We start from the raw sequence: 17,420 nt of genomic DNA, 5'->3' as shown, positions 1-17,420 counted from the left end.
GGGTAGGGTATGGGGGTAGGAGGGCGTGAGGGCAGGAGGGTTTGGGGAGGGAATGGGGGTAGGGTTGCATAGGGTGTGAGGGGAAGGTTTGCGGGGCAGGAAGGTAGAATATACTGTTTACTTTTCCCTACCCCCACACCCTCACGCCCTCTTACCCTCACACCCTACGCAGCCCTACCCCAGCAGCACCAAAGTAACCAGGTGCTGGCCGGGTGGGGTTTGCACATCCAGGGCATAGCGGCCGGGGTAGAGGAGCTCCAGGCGGCGGCGCAGGTTTACAAGGCCTACCCCGCCGGGCTGCCGGGGCAGCTCCCGTTCGGCATCGGCGGGGGCTACGTGGTTGAGCACGGAAAAGCGCAGCAGCCCATCGGGAGCCAGCACCAGGGAAATGTGCACGGCCACGGGGCGGGCCGTTAGGTCGCCGTGCTTAAAGGCATTTTCCACCAAAGGCAGCAGCAGCAGAGGCGCAATGGGGTGGGCGCACTCGGGCGAGGTGCCGCTTACCTCCAGCTGAATGGCTTCCTGAGCCGAAGCCGACAGGCGCAGGCGCTGCAGGTCCAGAAAGCTGCGCAGGTGAGCCAGCTCCCGGCTCAGGGGCACGGTATCGGTGCTGCTCTCATACAGCAGGTAGCGCATGATTTCGGCCAGGCGCAGCACGGCCTCGGGCGCCTTATCCGACTTGCGACTGGTAAGGGAGTAAATGTTGTTGAGGGTGTTGAACAGGAAGTGCGGATTGATCTGGGTTTTGAGCATGGCCAGCTCCGTGAGCAGCTGCTGGCGCTCCATTTCGCGGCGGTTGCGCTGCCCCCGGATGTAGTCGCCGGTAATACGCAGGGCCGAGCTGCTCCCGACAATAAACACCCCAATAATGCCGGCGCTGATAATGCGCATCCAGAACTCCGGTACCGCAGGCGGCTGCTTGTTGCCCGACACAATGGTGGTCACTGGTTTTTTCTGGCCCGCAGCGGGGCGGGTTACCCGGTACGCCGAAATCTGTACGCCTTTGCGCGAGGTTTGGGTGGTAACCCAGCCGATGAGCGCGCTGTAGGGTAGCACCAGCAGGGCGGCCAGCAGCACGTAGTGCACCACCCGGGCCCGGCCCAGCGTTTGCGGAATCAGCCAGCGCCAGGTAAGGTAAAAGAGCAGGGCTCCGCACATATCTTCCAGCAGCAACCGGCCCAGCAGGGGCAGCAGCGGTTGCCACTCATGAGCCGAAGCGGGAAAGTGGGGCAGCAGGGAAATGGTGTTGCCCAGCTTCAGCGCATCAATGCCCACCAGCCACAGCCAGAGCAGCACGTGCACGGAGCGCGGCACCGGCACCGACTCGGAGGTGGCGGGCCAGTTGGCCGACCGGAGCCACGGGCGCAGCCGGGCCCGCCAGCCCAACCGGGTAGCGGGGGTTGCTTCGGCCAGTGGGGCAGCCACGGAGGCAAGAGGGACTTCCATAGCCTAAACATACGCCGGCAAAGGCCCGGAAAGCCTCTCTTTTCAATCAACCCTTTACTTCAGCCCGCCAACGCCCCCTGGCCGGCGGCTAACCTGCTACCGGGCGCTGGCGGGCCCCGAAACCAGGATTCAGCCAGGAAAAGAAGCTGTTACGGGGGCGGGCGCCCAGGTTGGTTGAATAGTGCCGGCACGATATAGCGGGTGCCCTAGGTTTGCTGCCGTCTTCCTGCCAGCTACTTCTATGAACTCCTCCTCTTCCCCCCTGCTTGCCACCCACGGCCTGTGCTTCAGCTTTGGAAAACGGCCTATTCTGCACGACGTAAACCTGCGGGTAGAGCCGGGCAGCATTTATGGTTTTCTGGGGCCGAACGGGGCCGGCAAAAGCACCACCATGCGCCTGCTGCTGGGGCTGCTGCGGCCCGCGGCCGGCTCGGTGCAGCTGTTCGGGCACGATTTGGCCCGGCACCGGGTGGCTCTGCTGGGTAGGGTAGGCGCCCTCATTGAGAATCCCTCCCTCTACGACCACCTCACGGGCCACGAAAACGTGGAGGCCACCCGCCGCCTGCGCGGGGTAGCGGCCCACCGCACCGCCGAGGTGCTGGCCCTGGTGGGCCTCACGGACAACGCCCACCGGCCGGCCCGCGAGTACTCGCTGGGCATGCGGCAGCGCCTGGGCCTGGCCATTGCCTTGCTTTCTGACCCCGACCTGCTGCTGCTGGATGAGCCCACCAACGGCCTCGACCCCAACGGCATTATTGAAATGCGGGAGCTGATGCGGCGCCTGCGCCAGGAGCAGGGCAAAACCATTGTGGTCAGCAGCCACCTCATCAACGAAATTGAGAAGGTCGCCACCCACGTGGGCGTAATTCAGCAGGGGCGGTTGGTGTTTCAGGGCAGCCTGCCGGACCTGCAGCGCCTGCAAACCGGCCGGACCCGCCTGGTGCTGGAAACCCAGGACGCCGACACCTGCCGCAACCTGCTGCCCCGCCTGCTGGCAGGGGCCACCCCGGCCGGACCGGGCACTCTGTGGCTGCCCTGGGTTTCGCGGGAGCACACCGCCGAGGTGGCCGCCGCCGTTACCGCCGCCGGGCTGCCCCTCTACGGGCTGCACCTGGAGCAGCCCAGCCTCGAGGATACCTTCCTGCACCTGACGGAAGCCCGGCCCACGCTGGCTTAGTAGTCTGCCTTTTTCACTGATTTGCTTTACTTATCCGTTGAGGTATGAATTCTGTCCTGACCCCTGCGCTGCCGGAGCTTGCTACCCTGCCCGCCGCGACAAACCCCTTCGGGCAGCTCCGGCGCACCCTGGCCGCCGACGCCCTGAAGCTGCGCCGCACGGCCGCCCTGCGCCTGACGCTGCTGAGCGGGGCGTTTCCGGTGCTGCTCGCCTTCCTGATTTTCTTTTTCAAAGGCCACGAGATTCTGAAGGCGGGCGGTACGCCGTGGCCGCGTTTTATCAGCCTGGCCTGGCAAACGGCCGGCACCCTGCTGCTGCCCCTGTTTGTGGTGCTGCTGACGAGCCTGGTGGTGAACATTGAAACCAAGGCCACGGCCTGGAAACACCTCTACGCCCAGCCAGTTGGCCGCGGGGCCGTGTTCTTCTCTAAGCTGCTGCTGATTCTGGCCCTGAATGCGGTGGCCCTGGTTCTGTTTGTGGGGCTGGTGCTGGGGGCGGGCGCGCTGCTGGGAGTGCTGCAGCCGAAGCTGGGCTTTCAGGCGCACGCCGTGCCCATGGAGGTGGTACTCCGAATGCTGGGCCGCACCTACGTGGCCACCCTAGGGCTGCTGGCGGTGCAGTACGTGGTGAGCCTGTACTGGCGCTCCTTTGTGGTGCCGGTGGGGGTAGGCATGGGAGCCGTGGTAGCCACCGTGGCCCTGCTTTCATGGGAGCACGCCGATAAAATTCCGTACGCCGCCCCTCTGATGACCTCGGTTTCGATGCGCATGAGTAAAGCCGGGGTGCTGGAGGCCGGCCATGAGCTGGCCAAGCATGAGTGGTACTCGCTGGCGTGGTGTGGCGGCGCTCTGCTGCTGGGCTACCTGCTGCTCTACCGCCGCAACATGACCACTTAGTTAACTACCCGGGCCTACCCCCAACCCGAGGCCGAAGGGGCCCAGCCAGTTGGTTTCGTGCTGATGTTCCGCGGCGGCTCTTCCGACGACGCGGCTGAAAACCAGCCGGGCAGCTACCGCCACCGGGGCCGGCGCCAGGGGGCCGCAGGCGTCACCGGCTGAATCCATTGGGTTGGATGAATAAACTGCCGGCGCTAGCAACTGCCGCCCGAGCTTTGGAGTCCTTTCGCTCAACAATTGCCCCATTCGGCTTTTTCGCCGCTTCAGTCCTCTCTCCCGACACTTCAGCAACCTGTATTTTCAGCAGGGTGCGCCTACCCCTCTCTTTGTTACCAGTCTCTACCCTATCCTCATGAAAAACGCTACCCTGCCCCTGCTCCTGACCACCCTGCTCACGGCCCCGGTGCTGGCCCAAACCACCCCGGCGGCGGGACAGCGGCCGGCCGGAGCGCCCGCCGGGCCCGCAACGGCCAAGCCGGTGCTGCCCACAGCCCCGCGGGGCGCCGGTCGGCTGGATGGCACGGTGCTGGATGCCACCACCAAAAAACCGGTGGAGTTTGCCACCATTGCGCTGCTGCCCCTAAGCGGCACCACGCCCGTTGATGGCGGCGTGTGCGACGAGCGGGGCCGGTTTTCGCTGCGCAACCTGCCCGCCGGCGAGTTTCGGCTGCAGATCAGCTTTGTGGGCTACGCTACCCAAACGCGCAACGTAACGGTGGGCGCGGGTGCTACCACCCTACCGCCCATTCAGCTGGAATCGTCGGCTCAGAAGCTGGGCGAGGTGACGGTGACCGGGGAGCGGGATGTGGTGGAAACCAAGCCCGACCGCATTGTGTACAACGCCGATAAGGACCTGACCAACACGGGCGGCACGGCCGCCGATGTGCTGCGCAAAGTGCCCCTGGTAAACGTGGACCCCGATGGCAACGTGGAGCTGCGCGGCACCAGCAACGTGCGCGTGCTCATCAATAACAAGCCCTCGGGCATTGTGGCCTCGTCGGTGGCCGATGCCATGAAGCAGATTCCGGCCGACCAGATCAAGAGCGTGGAGGTCATCACGACCCCCTCGGCCAAGTACGATGCCGAGGGCACGGGCGGCATTATCAACATCATTCTCAAGAAGAACAACCTGGAGGGCGTGAACGGCTCGGTGGGCCTGGCCGCGGGCACGCGCAGCTCCAACGGCAACGCCTCCCTTAACTACCGCAAAGGCAAAGTGGGCCTGACCAGCTCCGTGAGCGGTTTCAGCTTCTACAGCCCCAACCGCAATGATTTGGTGCGCTACCTGAAAACGCCGGGTGGCGAAGAAGAATCGTTGCGGCAGGAGGGCGACGGTAACACGATTGGGGGCGGCGGCTTTGGGCGGCTGGGCCTCGACTACGACCCGGCCCAGTACCACAACCTCACCCTGAACGTGCAGGGCAGCCTGTTCCGCAACAGCGGCAACTACGACCAGTTCAACAACGTGCTGCTGCCCTTTGCCAACCAGTTTACCCGCGACACCGACCGGCGCTTCCGTACCCAGAGCTACGATATGAGCGGCTCCTACACCCGCACCTTCGAGCAGAAGCGCCGCGAGTGGAGCGTGCTGGCCCAGCATACCCGCAACCGTAACTTCCAGGACTACTACCTCGACCAGTTTCGGGGCGACTCGGAACGCAACCTGGATAAAGAGTACCGCGAGGAAAGCAACAACCTCTCGCGCAACCTCGAAACCACCCTGCAAACCGACTACGCGCATCCTTTCTCGGAAACGGCCCTGCTGGAAACCGGCGCCAAGGCCATTCTGCGCCGCGTGAGCAGCGACTACGACGTATTCAATAGCCCGGCCAGCAACGGCGGTAGCATCGACCCGGTGTATAACCCGGAGCGCTCCAACCTCTTCGATTACAACCAGGATGTGCTGTCGGCCTACGGTACGTATGGGTTTTCGGCCTCAAAGAAAGTGAGCTTCAAGCTGGGGGCGCGGGTAGAAAACACCCGCATCCGGGGCAGCTTCCAGCAGCTGGAAAGCCAGAACTCGGGCGTGGAGCAGGACTACTTCAATCTGCTGCCCAACCTGAGCCTGAGCTACCAGCCCCAGAACCCCAAGAAGCCCGGCCAAACCGTGCGCCTGGCCTACTCCCGCCGCATCCAGCGCCCCCAGATTTTCTACCTCAACCCCTTCCGCAACACCTCCGATACGCTGAACGTGAGCTACGGCAACCCCCAGTTGGAGCCGGAACTCACCGACAGCTACGAGCTGAACTACACCACCTTTATCAAGGGCTCGGTGCTGAACCTGTCGGCCTACGCCCGGCGCACCGGCAACGCTATTGAGGCGGTGCGCTTCATTGACCGCAACGGCGTGAACAACCAGACGTTCCGCAACATTGGCCGCAATGCTACCTTCGGGGTGAGCCTGTTTACCTCCGTGAAGCCCCTGCCGAAGTGGGACCTGAGCGGCAACGTGAACGTGTACTACGTGTCGCTGAAAAGCCCGGCCCTGACGTTTGAGGATGGCGCCATTACTACCTCGGCCTACTCGAACAGCGGGGTGATGTACAACCTGAACCTGAACTCCAGCTACAAATTCGAGAAGGGCCTGAGTGTGCAGTTTTTCGGGGGCCTGAACTCGCCGCGCGTGCAGCTGCAAGGCTCCCAGCGCGCCTGGACGTTCTACTCCCTGGGCTTGCGCAAAAACCTGCTCAAGGAGAAGGCCGACCTGACCCTCAACGCCGATAACTTCCTGCAGGCCACCCGCAACCTGAGCTCGGAGCTGAACACCGATCAGTTCCGCCAGATCAGCAACAATTACATCTACCTGCGCGGGGTGCGCCTGGCCTTCAACTACCGCTTCGGCAAAACCACCACCCAGCCCCAGAAACGCCGCCGCAGCATCCAGAACGACGACGTGAAGCAAGGCGAAGGCGGCCAGGGCCAAGGCCAGCAGTAACGGTGAGGTGGTGAGTTAAACATAGTTTGTCATCCTGAGCCGCGCGAAGAACCTTATTACGTTGGCACGAGTCGTGGTTACGATGTCGGGCTGGCGTGGTAAGGTCCTTCGCGCGGCTCAGGATGACAGCCGGAGTATATCCTCGTTATTCACCACCTCACCACCTTACCGCCCGGCCGTGGAAGCGGAGCTGTTCCAGGAAGGCGTCGCGGTAGGTTTCGCCCAGGGGCAGCAGCGTGCCGCGGACCTGCACCCGGTGGCGCTCCACAAAATCCAGGTGGCGTAGGTTGATGAGGTAGGATTTGTGAATGCGCACAAAGCGGCCCGGGGGCAGCTGCTCCTCCAGCCCCCGAAACGACTGCAGCGTGAGCAGACGGCCCGCGGCGGAGTAGAGCATCAGGTACTCCTTCTGTCCCTCGGCATAGTACAAGTCGGCCACAGGCACGCGGTGCAGGCGACCGTCTTGGCGGATAAATAAGGCCTCATCGGGGTGTTCTGCCGGCCCGATGGGGGTAGGCGCCGCGGCGGGGCGCAAGGCCGCCTGGGCCCGGTGGGCCGCCTGCACAAACCGCTCGAAGCGCACGGGCTTGAGCAGGTAATCCAGGGCGGGTAGCTCGTAGCTGGCGGCGGCGTACTGGGCGTGGGCCGTGGTGAAGATGATGCGGGGCGCCGGTTGGGGGAGCAGCTGCGCCAGCTGCAGCCCGCTCAGGCGCGGCATATGAATATCCAGAAACACCAAGTCCACGGGGGTACCCTGCAGGAATTCTACGGCCGCCAGGGCCTCGTGAAAACGACCTTTCAGCTCCAGAAAGGGTACCTGCGCGCAGTACTCAGCCAGCACATTCAGGGCCAGGGGCTCATCATCTACGAGCAGGCAGGTAAGCGGGCGGCGGGCGCCGGTGGGTTCCATAGCAAGCAGGGTAAAGCACAAACATACATCCTGGCAAGCCAGGGTAGGCGGCAACTATAGCTGCACCTCCAGGGTGGCGCAGAACCAGGTGGCCGTGGCTGTAGTGGTTAGAGTATGCTGCCCCGGGTAAAGCAACTGCAGCCGACGGTGCAGGTTGGCCAGCCCTACCCCGCCGGCCGCCTCCAACCCCGGCCCACCACCCGCCGCCACATAGTTCTCCACTTTAAACTGCAGCTGCCCGCCTGGCTCCAGCCGGAGCTGGAAGCGAGCCACGTGCGGTCGGGCGGCCAGGTCGCCGTGCTTGAAGGCGTTTTCCACCAGGGGCAGCAGCAGCATAGGCGGCAGGCGGCGGGCGTACTCGGCCCCGGGTGGCAGCAGGATGGTGAAGGGCAGCACCTCGTCGGCCTCCTCGGGCGGCAGGCGCAGCAGCTGCAGGGCCAGAAAGCCGCGCACGTGGCGGATTTCGCGGGCCAGCGGGACTAGGTCATCCGAGCTGTCGTAGAGCTGGTAGCGCAGCAGCTCGGCCAGGCGCAGCACCGCTTCGGGCGCTTGCGGCGAAGCCTGCAGGGTAAGGGAGTAGATGTTATTGAGGGTGTTGAACAGAAAGTGCGGGTGGAGCTGGGTTTTCAGCAACGACAATTCGGTGCGCAGGTGCTGCTGCTCCAGCTGCCGGCGGCTTTCCCGCTCCCGCAGGTAGTCGCCGGCCAGACGCAGGCCGCTGCTGAGCAGCAGAATCAGTCCGCCCAACGGTACGTGGTAGGCCAGCAGCAGCTGCAGGTGCGCCGCCAAGTCTAGGCGCATGGGGCCTTGCTGCACGCCTTCCTGCCAGAGCACGCTCGCGCTTACCCGGGCCGCAGCAAACAGCAGCAGGGCCGCCACCGCCGCTCCCAGAAACGCTAGCCACCGCCGCCCCCGAAACAGCCGGGGCACCAGCACTAGGTAGTTCAGGTAAAACAGGGCACAATTGAACATGTCGGCTAGCAAGGCGTTGCGCCAGAACTCGGCCGGGCTTTCGGGGGCTTGGTAGTACAGGCCCGCCCGCGTGAACCAGAGCTGAACATCGGTGTACACCAGCAGCCCCAGCCACACCAGATGCGGCCACGGCACCCGCAGCAGCCCCGATGGCAATAGCAAACGGCGGGCGGAGGAGCGAGGCATACGCGGGAGTCAGGGGGTAGTGGAACAAGCAGCTTGGCGAATGTAGCACGGTAGCCCGCTAGCGGCACTGCTTTTTCAACCAACGCCACGCCAGATTCAACCACTCGCGGGCAGCCTCTGCCCGCGGCTGACCATGCTTCAACGAGCAGACGAGACGTGACGCACCGCTACAGTGCCCGGGTTGAGAAACCAGTACCAGGTCATTGGTTGAAGAAAACTCCCAGGTTGGTTGATTTCTGCGGGATAGGCAGAAAATAGCGCGTAGGTTCGCAGCGTTCTGCCACCATTCTTATCAGTCAAGGCTCTGTTACGTGCTCCTGCCTTGCGTCCCGACTACCGGCTGCATTATCTACTTTCTTTCTATACCCGCATGAAGCATACCGCTACCCTGCTGCTGCTGGCCGTACTGGCCGCGCCTGTAGCCCAGGCGCAAACCACCTCTCCTACCCCTGCCGCCACTACTAAAGGTCCGGGCCGCCTGACTGGCCGGGTAGTAGATGCCGCCACCCAAAAGCCGGTGGAATATGCCACCGTGGCCCTGCTGCCCGCCAGCGGTGCTACCCCCTTGACGGGGGCTACCTGCGACGCGCAGGGCCGGTTTGCGCTACCGGACCTGCCTACGGGCTCGTTTCGGCTGCAAATCAGCTTTGTGGGCTACAGCACGCAGGTAAAAGCAGTGACAATAACAGAACAGCCCCAGGACCTGGGCGCGCTGCTGCTGCCGGCCGCCGCCCAAAACCTGGGCGAGGTGACGGTAACCGGGGAGCGGCCCGTCATCGAAACCAAGCCCGACCGCCTCGTGTACAACGCCGACCAGGACGCCACCAACGCCGGCGGTACGGCCGCCGACATCCTGCGCAAAACGCCCCTGGTCAACCTCGATGCGGAGGGCAACCCCCAGCTGCGCGGCACCGGCAACGTGCGCATCCTCATCAATAACAAGCCGTCTTCCATGCTCGCGGGCAATCTGGCGGAGGCCCTCAAGCAGATTCCGGCCGACCAGATCAAGGCTATTGAGGTAGTAACGGCTCCTTCGGCCCGCTACGATGCCGAGGGCTCGGGCGGGGTAATCAATATTGTGCTCAAAAAGAATAGCCTACAGGGCCTGAACGGTAGCCTGGGAGCCAATACGGGCAACCGCAACCAGGGCCTGAACGGAAGCCTGAACGCGCGGCGCGGCAAAATAGGGGTAAGCACCAAGCTCAGCGGCTTTCACAACGTGTACCCCTATACAAGCAACAACGAGCGCACCGATTTCCTGCCGGGCGGCGCCACGGGCCAGCTCACGGAGCGCACTACCTCCCGCAATGTGGGCACCGGCGGCTACGGTCAGGTAGAGCTTACCTACGACCCCTCGGCCCAGCATAGCTTCACGCTCAGCGGCAACGGCAACCTCTACAGCAGCCGCTCGCCGCAGGACTTTTTCAATCAGTACCGCGGTCAGCCCCAGCTCGACACCCTTTACACCCGCGACATTACCAGGCGCGGCGAAAACCGCAACTACGACCTGAACGCTGGCTACACCCGCACCTTCGGGGAAAACCAACCCCGCCGGGAGTGGGCCGTACTGGCCCAGCACACCCGCAACCGCTCCGACGAAAGCTACCGCCTCGATCAGTACCGGGCTGCCGAGCTACGGGGCGGCCCGCTGGAATACCGGGAGCAGAGCCTCAACCTGGCCCGCAACCTCGAAACCACCGTCCAGACCGATTACACGCACCCATTTGGTGAGAAGAATACGCTGGAAGCCGGGGCCAAGCTGATCCAGCGCCACGTAACCAGCGACTACTCCCTGGACACCCTGCTCACGGACCAGCACAACGGGTTTGTGCGGAACCCGCGCCGCTCCAACGCCTTCGACTACCAGCAGAATGTGCTGGCGGCCTACGGTACCTATAATTTCGCCTGGGGCAAGAAGCACACGCTTAGCCTGGGCACCCGCCTGGAGCGCACGGGCATAGCCGGCGAGTTTCAGGGCGAAAACGGCCGCTTCTCGAATGACTACCTTAATGTGCTGCCCAACCTGAGCGCCACCCGCACGCTTAAAAAAGAAGGCCAGACGCTGCGTTTCAGCTACTCGCGGCGCATCCAGCGCCCGCACATATTCTATCTCAACCCCTACGTAAACCAGGTGACGCCCAGCAGCATTCAGTTTGGCAACCCTAACCTGCGTCCTGAGGTGACGGACAGCTACGAGCTAAGCTACGGTACCTACGGCGAGAAAAGCTCTCTGAACCTGTCGGCCTACGCCCGGCGCACCGGCAACTCCATCGAGCAGTTCTACCGCTACAACGAGGAGCTGGCCCGCTCCGAAACCACCTTCGGCAACCTAGCTACCAACACTACCTACGGCCTAAACTTTTACGGTTCCCTGAAGCCTGCCAAAGACTGGAACGTGAGCAGCAACATCAGCGGCGACTACACGCAGCTGCGCAGCACGGCCCTCAACCGCACCAGCCGCCGGGCCTCGATGTTTATGAACCTGAACTCCTCGTGGAAATTCAAAACCCATTACACCCTGCAGGGCTACGGCGGTTTCTGGACGGGCGGCGTGCAGCTCCAGACGCGCTACTCCGGGGGCGTGTACTACGGCCTGGGCCTGAAGCGGATGCTCTGGCAGGAAAAAGCCGATCTAACGCTGAGCGCCAACAACTTCCTCTCGCCCGGCCGCGAATTCCGCAATATCACCACCACCGACCAGTTCCGCAGCGTCGGCAGCTTTTACCAGTACCAGCGCTCCGTGCGCTTGGCCTTTAACTACCGCTTCGGCAAGGCCGATAACAGCGCCCAGCGCCAGCGCCGCACCATCCGCAACGACGACTCTAAGCAAGGTAGCAACACGGGAGGCTAGCGGAGAAGTAGAGTGAGGTGGCGAGATGGTGACTGAGTGTCATGGCGAGCGAAGCGAAGCCATCCGTCCTTCACGCAGCACCACCCCCCCAGAAATGTGACAAGCCCTTGGCGCTACCGTACGTCAAGGGCTTGTCACGTTAGCAGGCTTCGGACTCAGGAAAGGACGGATGGCTTCGTCCTGCGTCCTCGCCATGACACCTACCTCACCATCTCACCGCTTTACTGATTCCAGATTTTCCAGGCGGCTTCGGCCTGGAGGCAGAGCATTTCGAAGCCGTTTTTGGTTTGGGCGCCGGCGGCGGCGCCGCGCTTCATAAACTCGGTTTCGGTGGGGTTATAAATGAGGTCGTAGAGGTAGTGGTGCGCGCGTAGGTACAGATAGGGAATGGGCGGACACTCCTCCACGTTCGGGGTGGTGCCCAGCGGGGTGGTATTGATGATGAGGGCGTGCTCCTGCAGCAGTTGCGGCGTCAGGTCCTGGTAGGTGAGGCCGGCGCCTAACGGGTTGCGCGATACCACCCAGTAGCTAATCCCCAATTCCCGCAGAGCCACTTCCACAGCTTTGGAAGCCCCCCCACTACCCAGAATCAGGGCCCGGGCATTGGGGAGGCCGCCCTTAGGCAGAAAGGAACGGAGCGAGTCGCGGAAGCCCAGGTAATCGGTGTTGTGCCCAATCAGCTGCCCATCCTCCCGAAACTCAACGACATTAACCGCCCCCACACGGGCCGCGGAGGGCGCTACTTCATTAAGGAAAGGCCACACCTGCTCTTTATAGGGAATAGTCACGTTCAGGCCCCGCAGATCGGGGTGCCGGGCCAGCAGGGCGGGCAGCTCGTCCAGCGTGGCTAGCTCGAACAGCTCGTACCGATGATCAGCCAGGTCCAGATTGTGAAATTTCTGGGAGAAATAGGCTTGAGAAAAGGAGTGACGGAGGGAACGTCCCAGAAGTCCAAATTCGGGCATAAGACACAGATAATTGCTTTGTAAACAACAACAAAAAACCGCTCGGCCCCAAATCAGGCCGAGCGGTTTTTATCATTTATTCAATAAGACAGCCTAGGCAACCGGCCGGCTGGCCCGGCGGCCCTTCATAAACTCAAACACGGCCGGCAGCACCGATAGCACAATGATTGCCAGCACAACCAAGGAGAAATTTTTCTGAACTATCGGAATCTGCCCGAAGAAATAGCCCGCGCCGGTTAGCAGGACCACCCACAGCACCGCGCCCACCACGTTGTACGACAGAAACTTGGTGTAGCTCATGGTGCCTACCCCGGCCACAAAGGGTGCGAACGTGCGGATAATGGGAATGAAGCGGGCCAGAATAATGGTTTTGGCGCCATGTTTCTGGTAAAAGGCCTGGGTTTTCTCCAGGTGCTCCCGCTTCAGAAACCGGGAGTTCTCGCGGAACACCCGCGGCCCCAGGTAGTCGCCGATGTGGTAGTTGAGCGTGTCGCCCAGCACAGCCGCCACAATCAGCAGCCCCATCATGGTCCAGACGTTGAGCGGGGAGCCGGGCAGGGCTGCCAGGGAGCCCGCCGCAAACAGCAGGGAGTCGCCGGGCAGGAAGGGCAGCACCACTACCCCCGTTTCCACGAAGATGATCAGGAACAGGATGGCGTAGGTCCAGGCACCGTAGTCCTGAATGATTTCGGCTAAGTGCTTATCGAGGTGGAGAACAAAGTCGATGAGATGCTTCAGGATTTCCATAGAGCGGGGGTTGAGCCTGCAAAGAAAGCACTTGCCCGGCAAAACCCTACCCTGCCTGGGGCCGCAAGCTCTTGCGTACCCTACCTGGGCTTGCGCAGAATAAGCAGGCGGTTAAATTCTTCCACTTCGGCTTCTTTCACTTGAAACCCCAACTGCTCCAGGTAAGAGCTCACCTCCAGGCTTTCTACCCACACCTCCGTGCCGAGCAGCGTGTTAAACACCACGTAGCCCCCGGGCCGCAGCAAACGCCACAACTGCTGCCAGAAAGCGGCCGTGTACAAGCCAGCCGGCAGGGCCAGGTCAATAAACAAATCGACCACCACGAGGCCGAAGCTGGCCGCCGGGGCCATGGCAACCCATCCAAAGGCATCGGCGCACACAATGCGCAGGGTATCATCAGGCCGAATGCCAAACTCCTCCGCCGCCACCCGGATAACTACCGGGTCCAGCTCCACGGCCGTGATGGGGCCCGCAGCCTGGTACTCCTGGCGCAGCACCTGCACCACCGAGCCGCCGCCCAGCCCCAGTACCAGAATGGCGCCGGCCGTGGCGGGCTCCGTGAACAGCAGCCCGTAGCGCATAACCGTGTGCAACGGGCCGTAGGAGTAATTGGCGTGCGCCGTATTCAGCACTTTCCGGCCCTCCTGCCAAGTAATTTCCAGCATGCCACTGTGCACCGATTGCACCCGCCGCGAGCCGGGAGCGGCTTGGTTCAGCCAGCGGCGCAGGGTAGCCAACAACCTGTTCATAGGCCGCAAACATAGCAGCTTCCGCGGGTTACACCCCACGGCCCGGCCTGCCTACCCAAGCTGCAGCCGCCAGCGCAAACTCCGGCTGCGCGGCTTGGTTGCCAGCAAAAAGTAAACCCGCGCCTGTTTGCGGGGCGCGGGTTTACTTTTCAGCAGATCGGGAAGCTTACCGGGCGGCCACGCGCCAGAGCGTATCGGCGGCGTCATCGGCCACCAGCAGGGAGCCGTCGGGCAGGTAGGTGATGCCCACGGGGCGGCCGTACACTTCCTTATCGGCGGCGTTGGCAATGAAGCCGGTCAGGAAATCCTGCATGGGCCCGCTGGGTTTGCCGTCCTTGAAGGGCACGAACACCACTTTGTAGCCCGAAAACTCCGAGCGGTTCCAGGAGCCATGCTGCCCAATGAAGGCCCCGCTGCGGTACTGGGCCGGGAAAGCCTCGCCCTTATAAAAAGCCAAGCCGAGCGAAGCCGTATGCGCCCCCAGCGGCACCTCGGGCACCAGGGTTTTCTGCACCAGATCGGGCCGCTCACCTTTGCGGCGCGGGTCTTCGTGCTGACCGAAATAGGCGTAGGGCCAGCCGTAAAAGGCTCCTGGCTTTACGCTGGTCAGGTAGTCGGGCACTAGCTCGTCGCCCAGCTCATCCCGCTCATTCACGGCCGCCCAGAGGGTTTGAGTGCCCGGCGCCCAGTCGAGGCCCACGGGGTTGCGCAGGCCGGCGGCGTACACTTTCTCGCCCGAGCCGTCGGGGTTTATTTCCAGCACATCGGCCCGCCGCTTCTCCACCTCCATGCCCTGCTCCGCCACGTTCGAGGCCGAGCCCACCGACACGTAGATTTTAGCGCCGTTGGGGCTACCCAGCAGGTTGCGGGTCCAGTGGTTGTTGTAGCCGCCCGCCGGCAGGTCCAGAATCTTTTGGCCCGGGCCCGCAATGTTGGTTTGGCCCACCTGGTAGGGGTAGCGCCACACGCCGTTGGTGTTGGCCACGTAGAAATATTTATCCAGTACCAGCATCCCGAAGGGCTGATTCAGACCAGCCAGAAACGTTTCGCGCACTTCGGGCTTGCCGTCTTTGTCGGCGTCGCGGAGCAGCGTGATGCGGTTGGCACTGGTGGCCCGCAATGAGCGGGAGGGGTCGAGGTCGAGGGCGGCTACTACCTTCTTCTTGGGGTCTTTCGGGATGGTGTTCGACTCGGCCACCAGCATGTCGCCGTTGGGTAGCACGTAGGTATTGCGCGGGCTCTCGAAGCCATCGGCGTACTTGGTTACCACGAAGCCGGCCGGGGCGGTGGGCATTTTGCCCTGGGGCCAGCCAATTACCTTGCTGCGCTTGGTTTTCGATTCCGAGGTGTAGGGCGCGGGCAGGTTTACGGCGGTCGTGGGGGTAGCAACCGTATCGGCGGGGGTGGTGGCCGCTGCCTCGGCCTTTTCCTCTTTCGAAGGCCCGCCGCAGGCCGCCAGCAACGTGAGCAGACTCAGGGCCGGGCCCGCAAGATTCCGATTCATTTCAGTAAACATAGAAGACAACAAAAGCCCGGCCTGGTGTGGCCGGGCTTTTTCTCTTACTGAATTGAGGCCGTTGGGGTTGAGCTACCGTCCGGGGGTAGGCCCCGGCGCCGCCGGGGCCCTCGAGAGCAGTACCGGCTCCAGCTGGTAGCCCTGCTGGCGCAGCAGCTGCAGCACACCGGTGCGGCCGCCCAGGTGCCCGGCCCCTACCGCGAAAAAAGTAGGCTTGCTCTGCAGCAGAATTTTCATCTGCGGAATCCAGTTCTGGTTGCGCTGGGCCAGGTCGGCTACCTCGCTCTGATCGGGGTTGCGGGCGGGGTCCACCACGAAACGGTAGAGGGCATCCACGTTCTGGGCCTGGTACACGCTTACCATCTGTTGCATCAGGGGCGCGTAGGTGTCGTACTCCTGAATAGCTTTCACGAGGGCCTGCATCTGCCGGGGGTAGGAAATGCTGTCCAAGGAGGCCATTTGCTGCTGAATGGTTTCCAGCCCCAGCAGCTCCTTGTGCTGCTGCTGGGCCAGCTGCACCAACTGCTCCTCGTAGCTTACCGGGGTGCACGGCAGCAAGGTGCTGTACACGTACGACTCCACAAAGGCGGGCTTCATGAGGATAAACGGCAGAATGGGCTGATGCAGCCGGAACTTGAAAAACTTACGCACCACCCGGTAGTCGCGCTGCTTCCGTACGCGGCGCAGGCTATTGGGCCAGGGCAGCTGCACGGCCCGGCGCATCTGCTTATTGAAATCGGGCGCGTCCATGTCCAGCTCCAGTACCAGCTGCTGGGTTTCCCGGAAGGCGGCGGCCATTTCGGTGGGCATGGCTGCGTCGTCGGGGCACAGCGCGTGCATGGTCCCGAACACGTAGGAGGCCCCGGCCACGCCGGGCCCGGAAACCCGCCATAGCAGTGTATTGGCGGGGTTGTAGGTGGTGGTATCCGGGAGGGCCGCCGGCAGGTTTTGCCCGAAGGCAAAGCCGGGCAGCAGCAGCGCCAGCCCGAGAAGAGTTTGGTAACGGGCGCGTAGTAAGCGGCAGAGCATAGCGAATAAGTAAAAGGCCGCGCCAGTGGTTGGCGCAGCCTTCATAAGTGTAAAGCAAAACGGCGGCTTCTGCAAGCGGTTAGCCGCGGGGCATGGAGGTGCCAGGCTTGCCGGCTACCTTAGGCTCGGGCTTGAACATCTCATCCACGTTGTCCATGTCCAGGAAATCAGTGAAGGTGTCGCCGCGCAGACCCAGGCGGATGGTTTCGAGGCTGATAATTTCGTTGGGCGCGATGTTGCCCAGGTTTACATTGGCGCCCAGCAGCTTGATAAACCACACCTGCTGCGCTTTCTGCGGGGCTTCCCAAATGATTTTCTCGAAGGGAATCTGGGTCAGAATTTCCTCTACCAGGCCCGAGCGTACCTCGCCGGTGCTCCGGAACAAACCCACGTTGCCCGCCTCGCGCGCCTCCCCAATAACCTTCACGGCGCCGGCTTCCAGCTCCGTTTTCATCTGCGAAATCCACTTGTAGGGCGGAATAATCTTCTCCGCGTCCTTGGAGCCTACCTCCGAGAGTACCTTCACGTCCTGGCTCAGGGTTCGGATAAACTCCAGCTTCTTGTCGTGGTTCAGGTCGATGGAGCCGTCCGATACCTCGGCGTACTCCATGCCAAAGGTTTCCAGCAGGCGGCGATAATCATCGAACTGGTTGCGGATGATGAAGGCCTCAAACAACGTTCCGCCGAAATACACCGGAATGCCGGCCTCCTTGTACACCGCCAGCTTGCGCTTGAGGTTGGGGTTCACGTAGGAGGTAGCCCAACCCAGCTTCACAATATCGGTGTAGGTAGCCCCTACCTCCAGAAAGTCTTCTACCTCGCGCACGCTCAGGCCTTTATCCATGACCATGGTAAAGCCTTGCTCGCGCGGCTTCTGGGTGCGTTCGGGGAGTTGGTTAAGCGTGTAATTCATGCTGTAGGGTCTTAAAGACGGAAAGTCCGGGGGACGGAGAACCAAATGCGCCGACTATATAGCGCCGCCGCCAGGGCCAAAAGTACGCCCGAATTCTGTAACTGCTTAAAAAGCAAAAGGGCCCTACC

14 protein-coding genes are annotated in these 17,420 nt (G+C 62.6%); 4 read left to right on the top strand and 10 right to left on the bottom strand.

The window, feature by feature from the left end:
• Positions 1–174 precede the first annotated feature (174 nt).
• Positions 175–1,446: a sensor histidine kinase gene (locus GGU46_RS02715; RefSeq protein ID WP_183402037.1), complete on the bottom strand. Its 1,272-nt coding sequence runs from the start codon at positions 1,444–1,446 to the stop codon at positions 175–177.
• Positions 1,447–1,687: 241 nt separating this feature from the next.
• Here GGU46_RS02715 and GGU46_RS02710 point away from each other — a divergent pair, with 241 nt between their 5' ends.
• Together GGU46_RS02710 and GGU46_RS02705 are read left to right on the top strand one after the other, a co-directional pair.
• Positions 1,688–2,623 carry an ABC transporter ATP-binding protein gene (locus GGU46_RS02710; RefSeq protein ID WP_246398671.1) on the top strand — a complete coding sequence of 312 codons (936 nt, stop codon included), beginning with the start codon at positions 1,688–1,690 and terminating at the stop codon, positions 2,621–2,623.
• Between the two features lie 44 nt (positions 2,624–2,667).
• Positions 2,668–3,519 carry an ABC transporter permease gene (locus GGU46_RS02705; protein ID WP_183402036.1) on the top strand — a complete coding sequence of 284 codons (852 nt, stop codon included), beginning with the start codon at positions 2,668–2,670 and terminating at the stop codon, positions 3,517–3,519.
• On the opposite strand, the gene GGU46_RS02700 is transcribed toward GGU46_RS02705, so the two are convergent.
• Positions 3,520–3,687, bottom strand: a complete 168-nt coding sequence (locus tag GGU46_RS02700) for a hypothetical protein (protein ID WP_183402035.1) — start codon at positions 3,685–3,687, stop codon at positions 3,520–3,522.
• Positions 3,688–3,871: 184 nt separating this feature from the next.
• On the opposite strand from GGU46_RS02700, the gene GGU46_RS02695 reads away from it, so the two are divergent.
• Positions 3,872–6,454, top strand: a complete 2,583-nt coding sequence (locus GGU46_RS02695) for an outer membrane beta-barrel family protein (protein ID WP_183402034.1) — start codon at positions 3,872–3,874, stop codon at positions 6,452–6,454.
• Between the two features lie 157 nt (positions 6,455–6,611).
• On the opposite strand, the gene GGU46_RS02690 is transcribed toward GGU46_RS02695, so the two are convergent.
• A complete protein-coding gene (locus GGU46_RS02690) occupies positions 6,612–7,364 on the bottom strand; it encodes a LytR/AlgR family response regulator transcription factor (RefSeq protein WP_183402033.1) in 753 nt (250 codons plus the stop codon).
• Between the two features lie 54 nt (positions 7,365–7,418).
• Positions 7,419–8,522, bottom strand: a complete 1,104-nt coding sequence (locus GGU46_RS02685) for a sensor histidine kinase (RefSeq protein ID WP_183402032.1) — start codon at positions 8,520–8,522, stop codon at positions 7,419–7,421.
• A 370-nt stretch (positions 8,523–8,892) separates the two neighbouring features.
• On the opposite strand from GGU46_RS02685, the gene GGU46_RS02680 reads away from it, so the two are divergent.
• Positions 8,893–11,373, top strand: a complete 2,481-nt coding sequence (locus tag GGU46_RS02680) for an outer membrane beta-barrel family protein (RefSeq protein ID WP_183402031.1) — start codon at positions 8,893–8,895, stop codon at positions 11,371–11,373.
• Between the two features lie 221 nt (positions 11,374–11,594).
• Here GGU46_RS02680 and GGU46_RS02675 read toward each other — a convergent pair whose 3' ends face one another.
• The 6 genes from GGU46_RS02675 to GGU46_RS02650 all read right to left on the bottom strand — a co-directional run bounded on the left by GGU46_RS02675 (position 11,595) and on the right by GGU46_RS02650 (position 17,292).
• Positions 11,595–12,338 carry a shikimate dehydrogenase family protein gene (locus GGU46_RS02675; RefSeq protein ID WP_183402030.1) on the bottom strand — a complete coding sequence of 248 codons (744 nt, stop codon included), beginning with the start codon at positions 12,336–12,338 and terminating at the stop codon, positions 11,595–11,597.
• A gap of 93 nt (positions 12,339–12,431) precedes the next feature.
• The gene (locus tag GGU46_RS02670) at positions 12,432–13,085 is read right to left on the bottom strand and encodes a DedA family protein (RefSeq protein WP_183402029.1); all 654 of its coding nucleotides are present in this window, start codon (positions 13,083–13,085) and stop codon (positions 12,432–12,434) included.
• A gap of 80 nt (positions 13,086–13,165) precedes the next feature.
• Positions 13,166–13,834: a spermidine synthase gene (locus GGU46_RS02665; RefSeq protein WP_183402028.1), complete on the bottom strand. Its 669-nt coding sequence runs from the start codon at positions 13,832–13,834 to the stop codon at positions 13,166–13,168.
• 166 nt (positions 13,835–14,000) lie between these two features.
• Positions 14,001–15,338, bottom strand: a complete 1,338-nt coding sequence (locus tag GGU46_RS02660; RefSeq protein ID WP_183402027.1) for a PQQ-dependent sugar dehydrogenase — start codon at positions 15,336–15,338, stop codon at positions 14,001–14,003.
• A gap of 84 nt (positions 15,339–15,422) precedes the next feature.
• Complete coding sequence (locus GGU46_RS02655; protein ID WP_183402026.1) at positions 15,423–16,379, bottom strand: TraB/GumN family protein; 957 nt, start codon at positions 16,377–16,379, stop codon at positions 15,423–15,425.
• A 79-nt stretch (positions 16,380–16,458) separates the two neighbouring features.
• Positions 16,459–17,292: a phosphosulfolactate synthase gene (locus GGU46_RS02650; RefSeq protein WP_183402025.1), complete on the bottom strand. Its 834-nt coding sequence runs from the start codon at positions 17,290–17,292 to the stop codon at positions 16,459–16,461.
• Positions 17,293–17,420: the final 128 nt, after the last annotated feature.

The sequence above is a fragment of the Hymenobacter latericoloratus genome (assembly GCF_014199535.1).
Lineage (GTDB): Bacteria > Bacteroidota > Bacteroidia > Cytophagales > Hymenobacteraceae > Hymenobacter > Hymenobacter latericoloratus.
The sequence above is the reverse complement of the archived record's forward strand: the minus strand, read 5'-3'. Positions and strand labels throughout refer to the sequence as shown.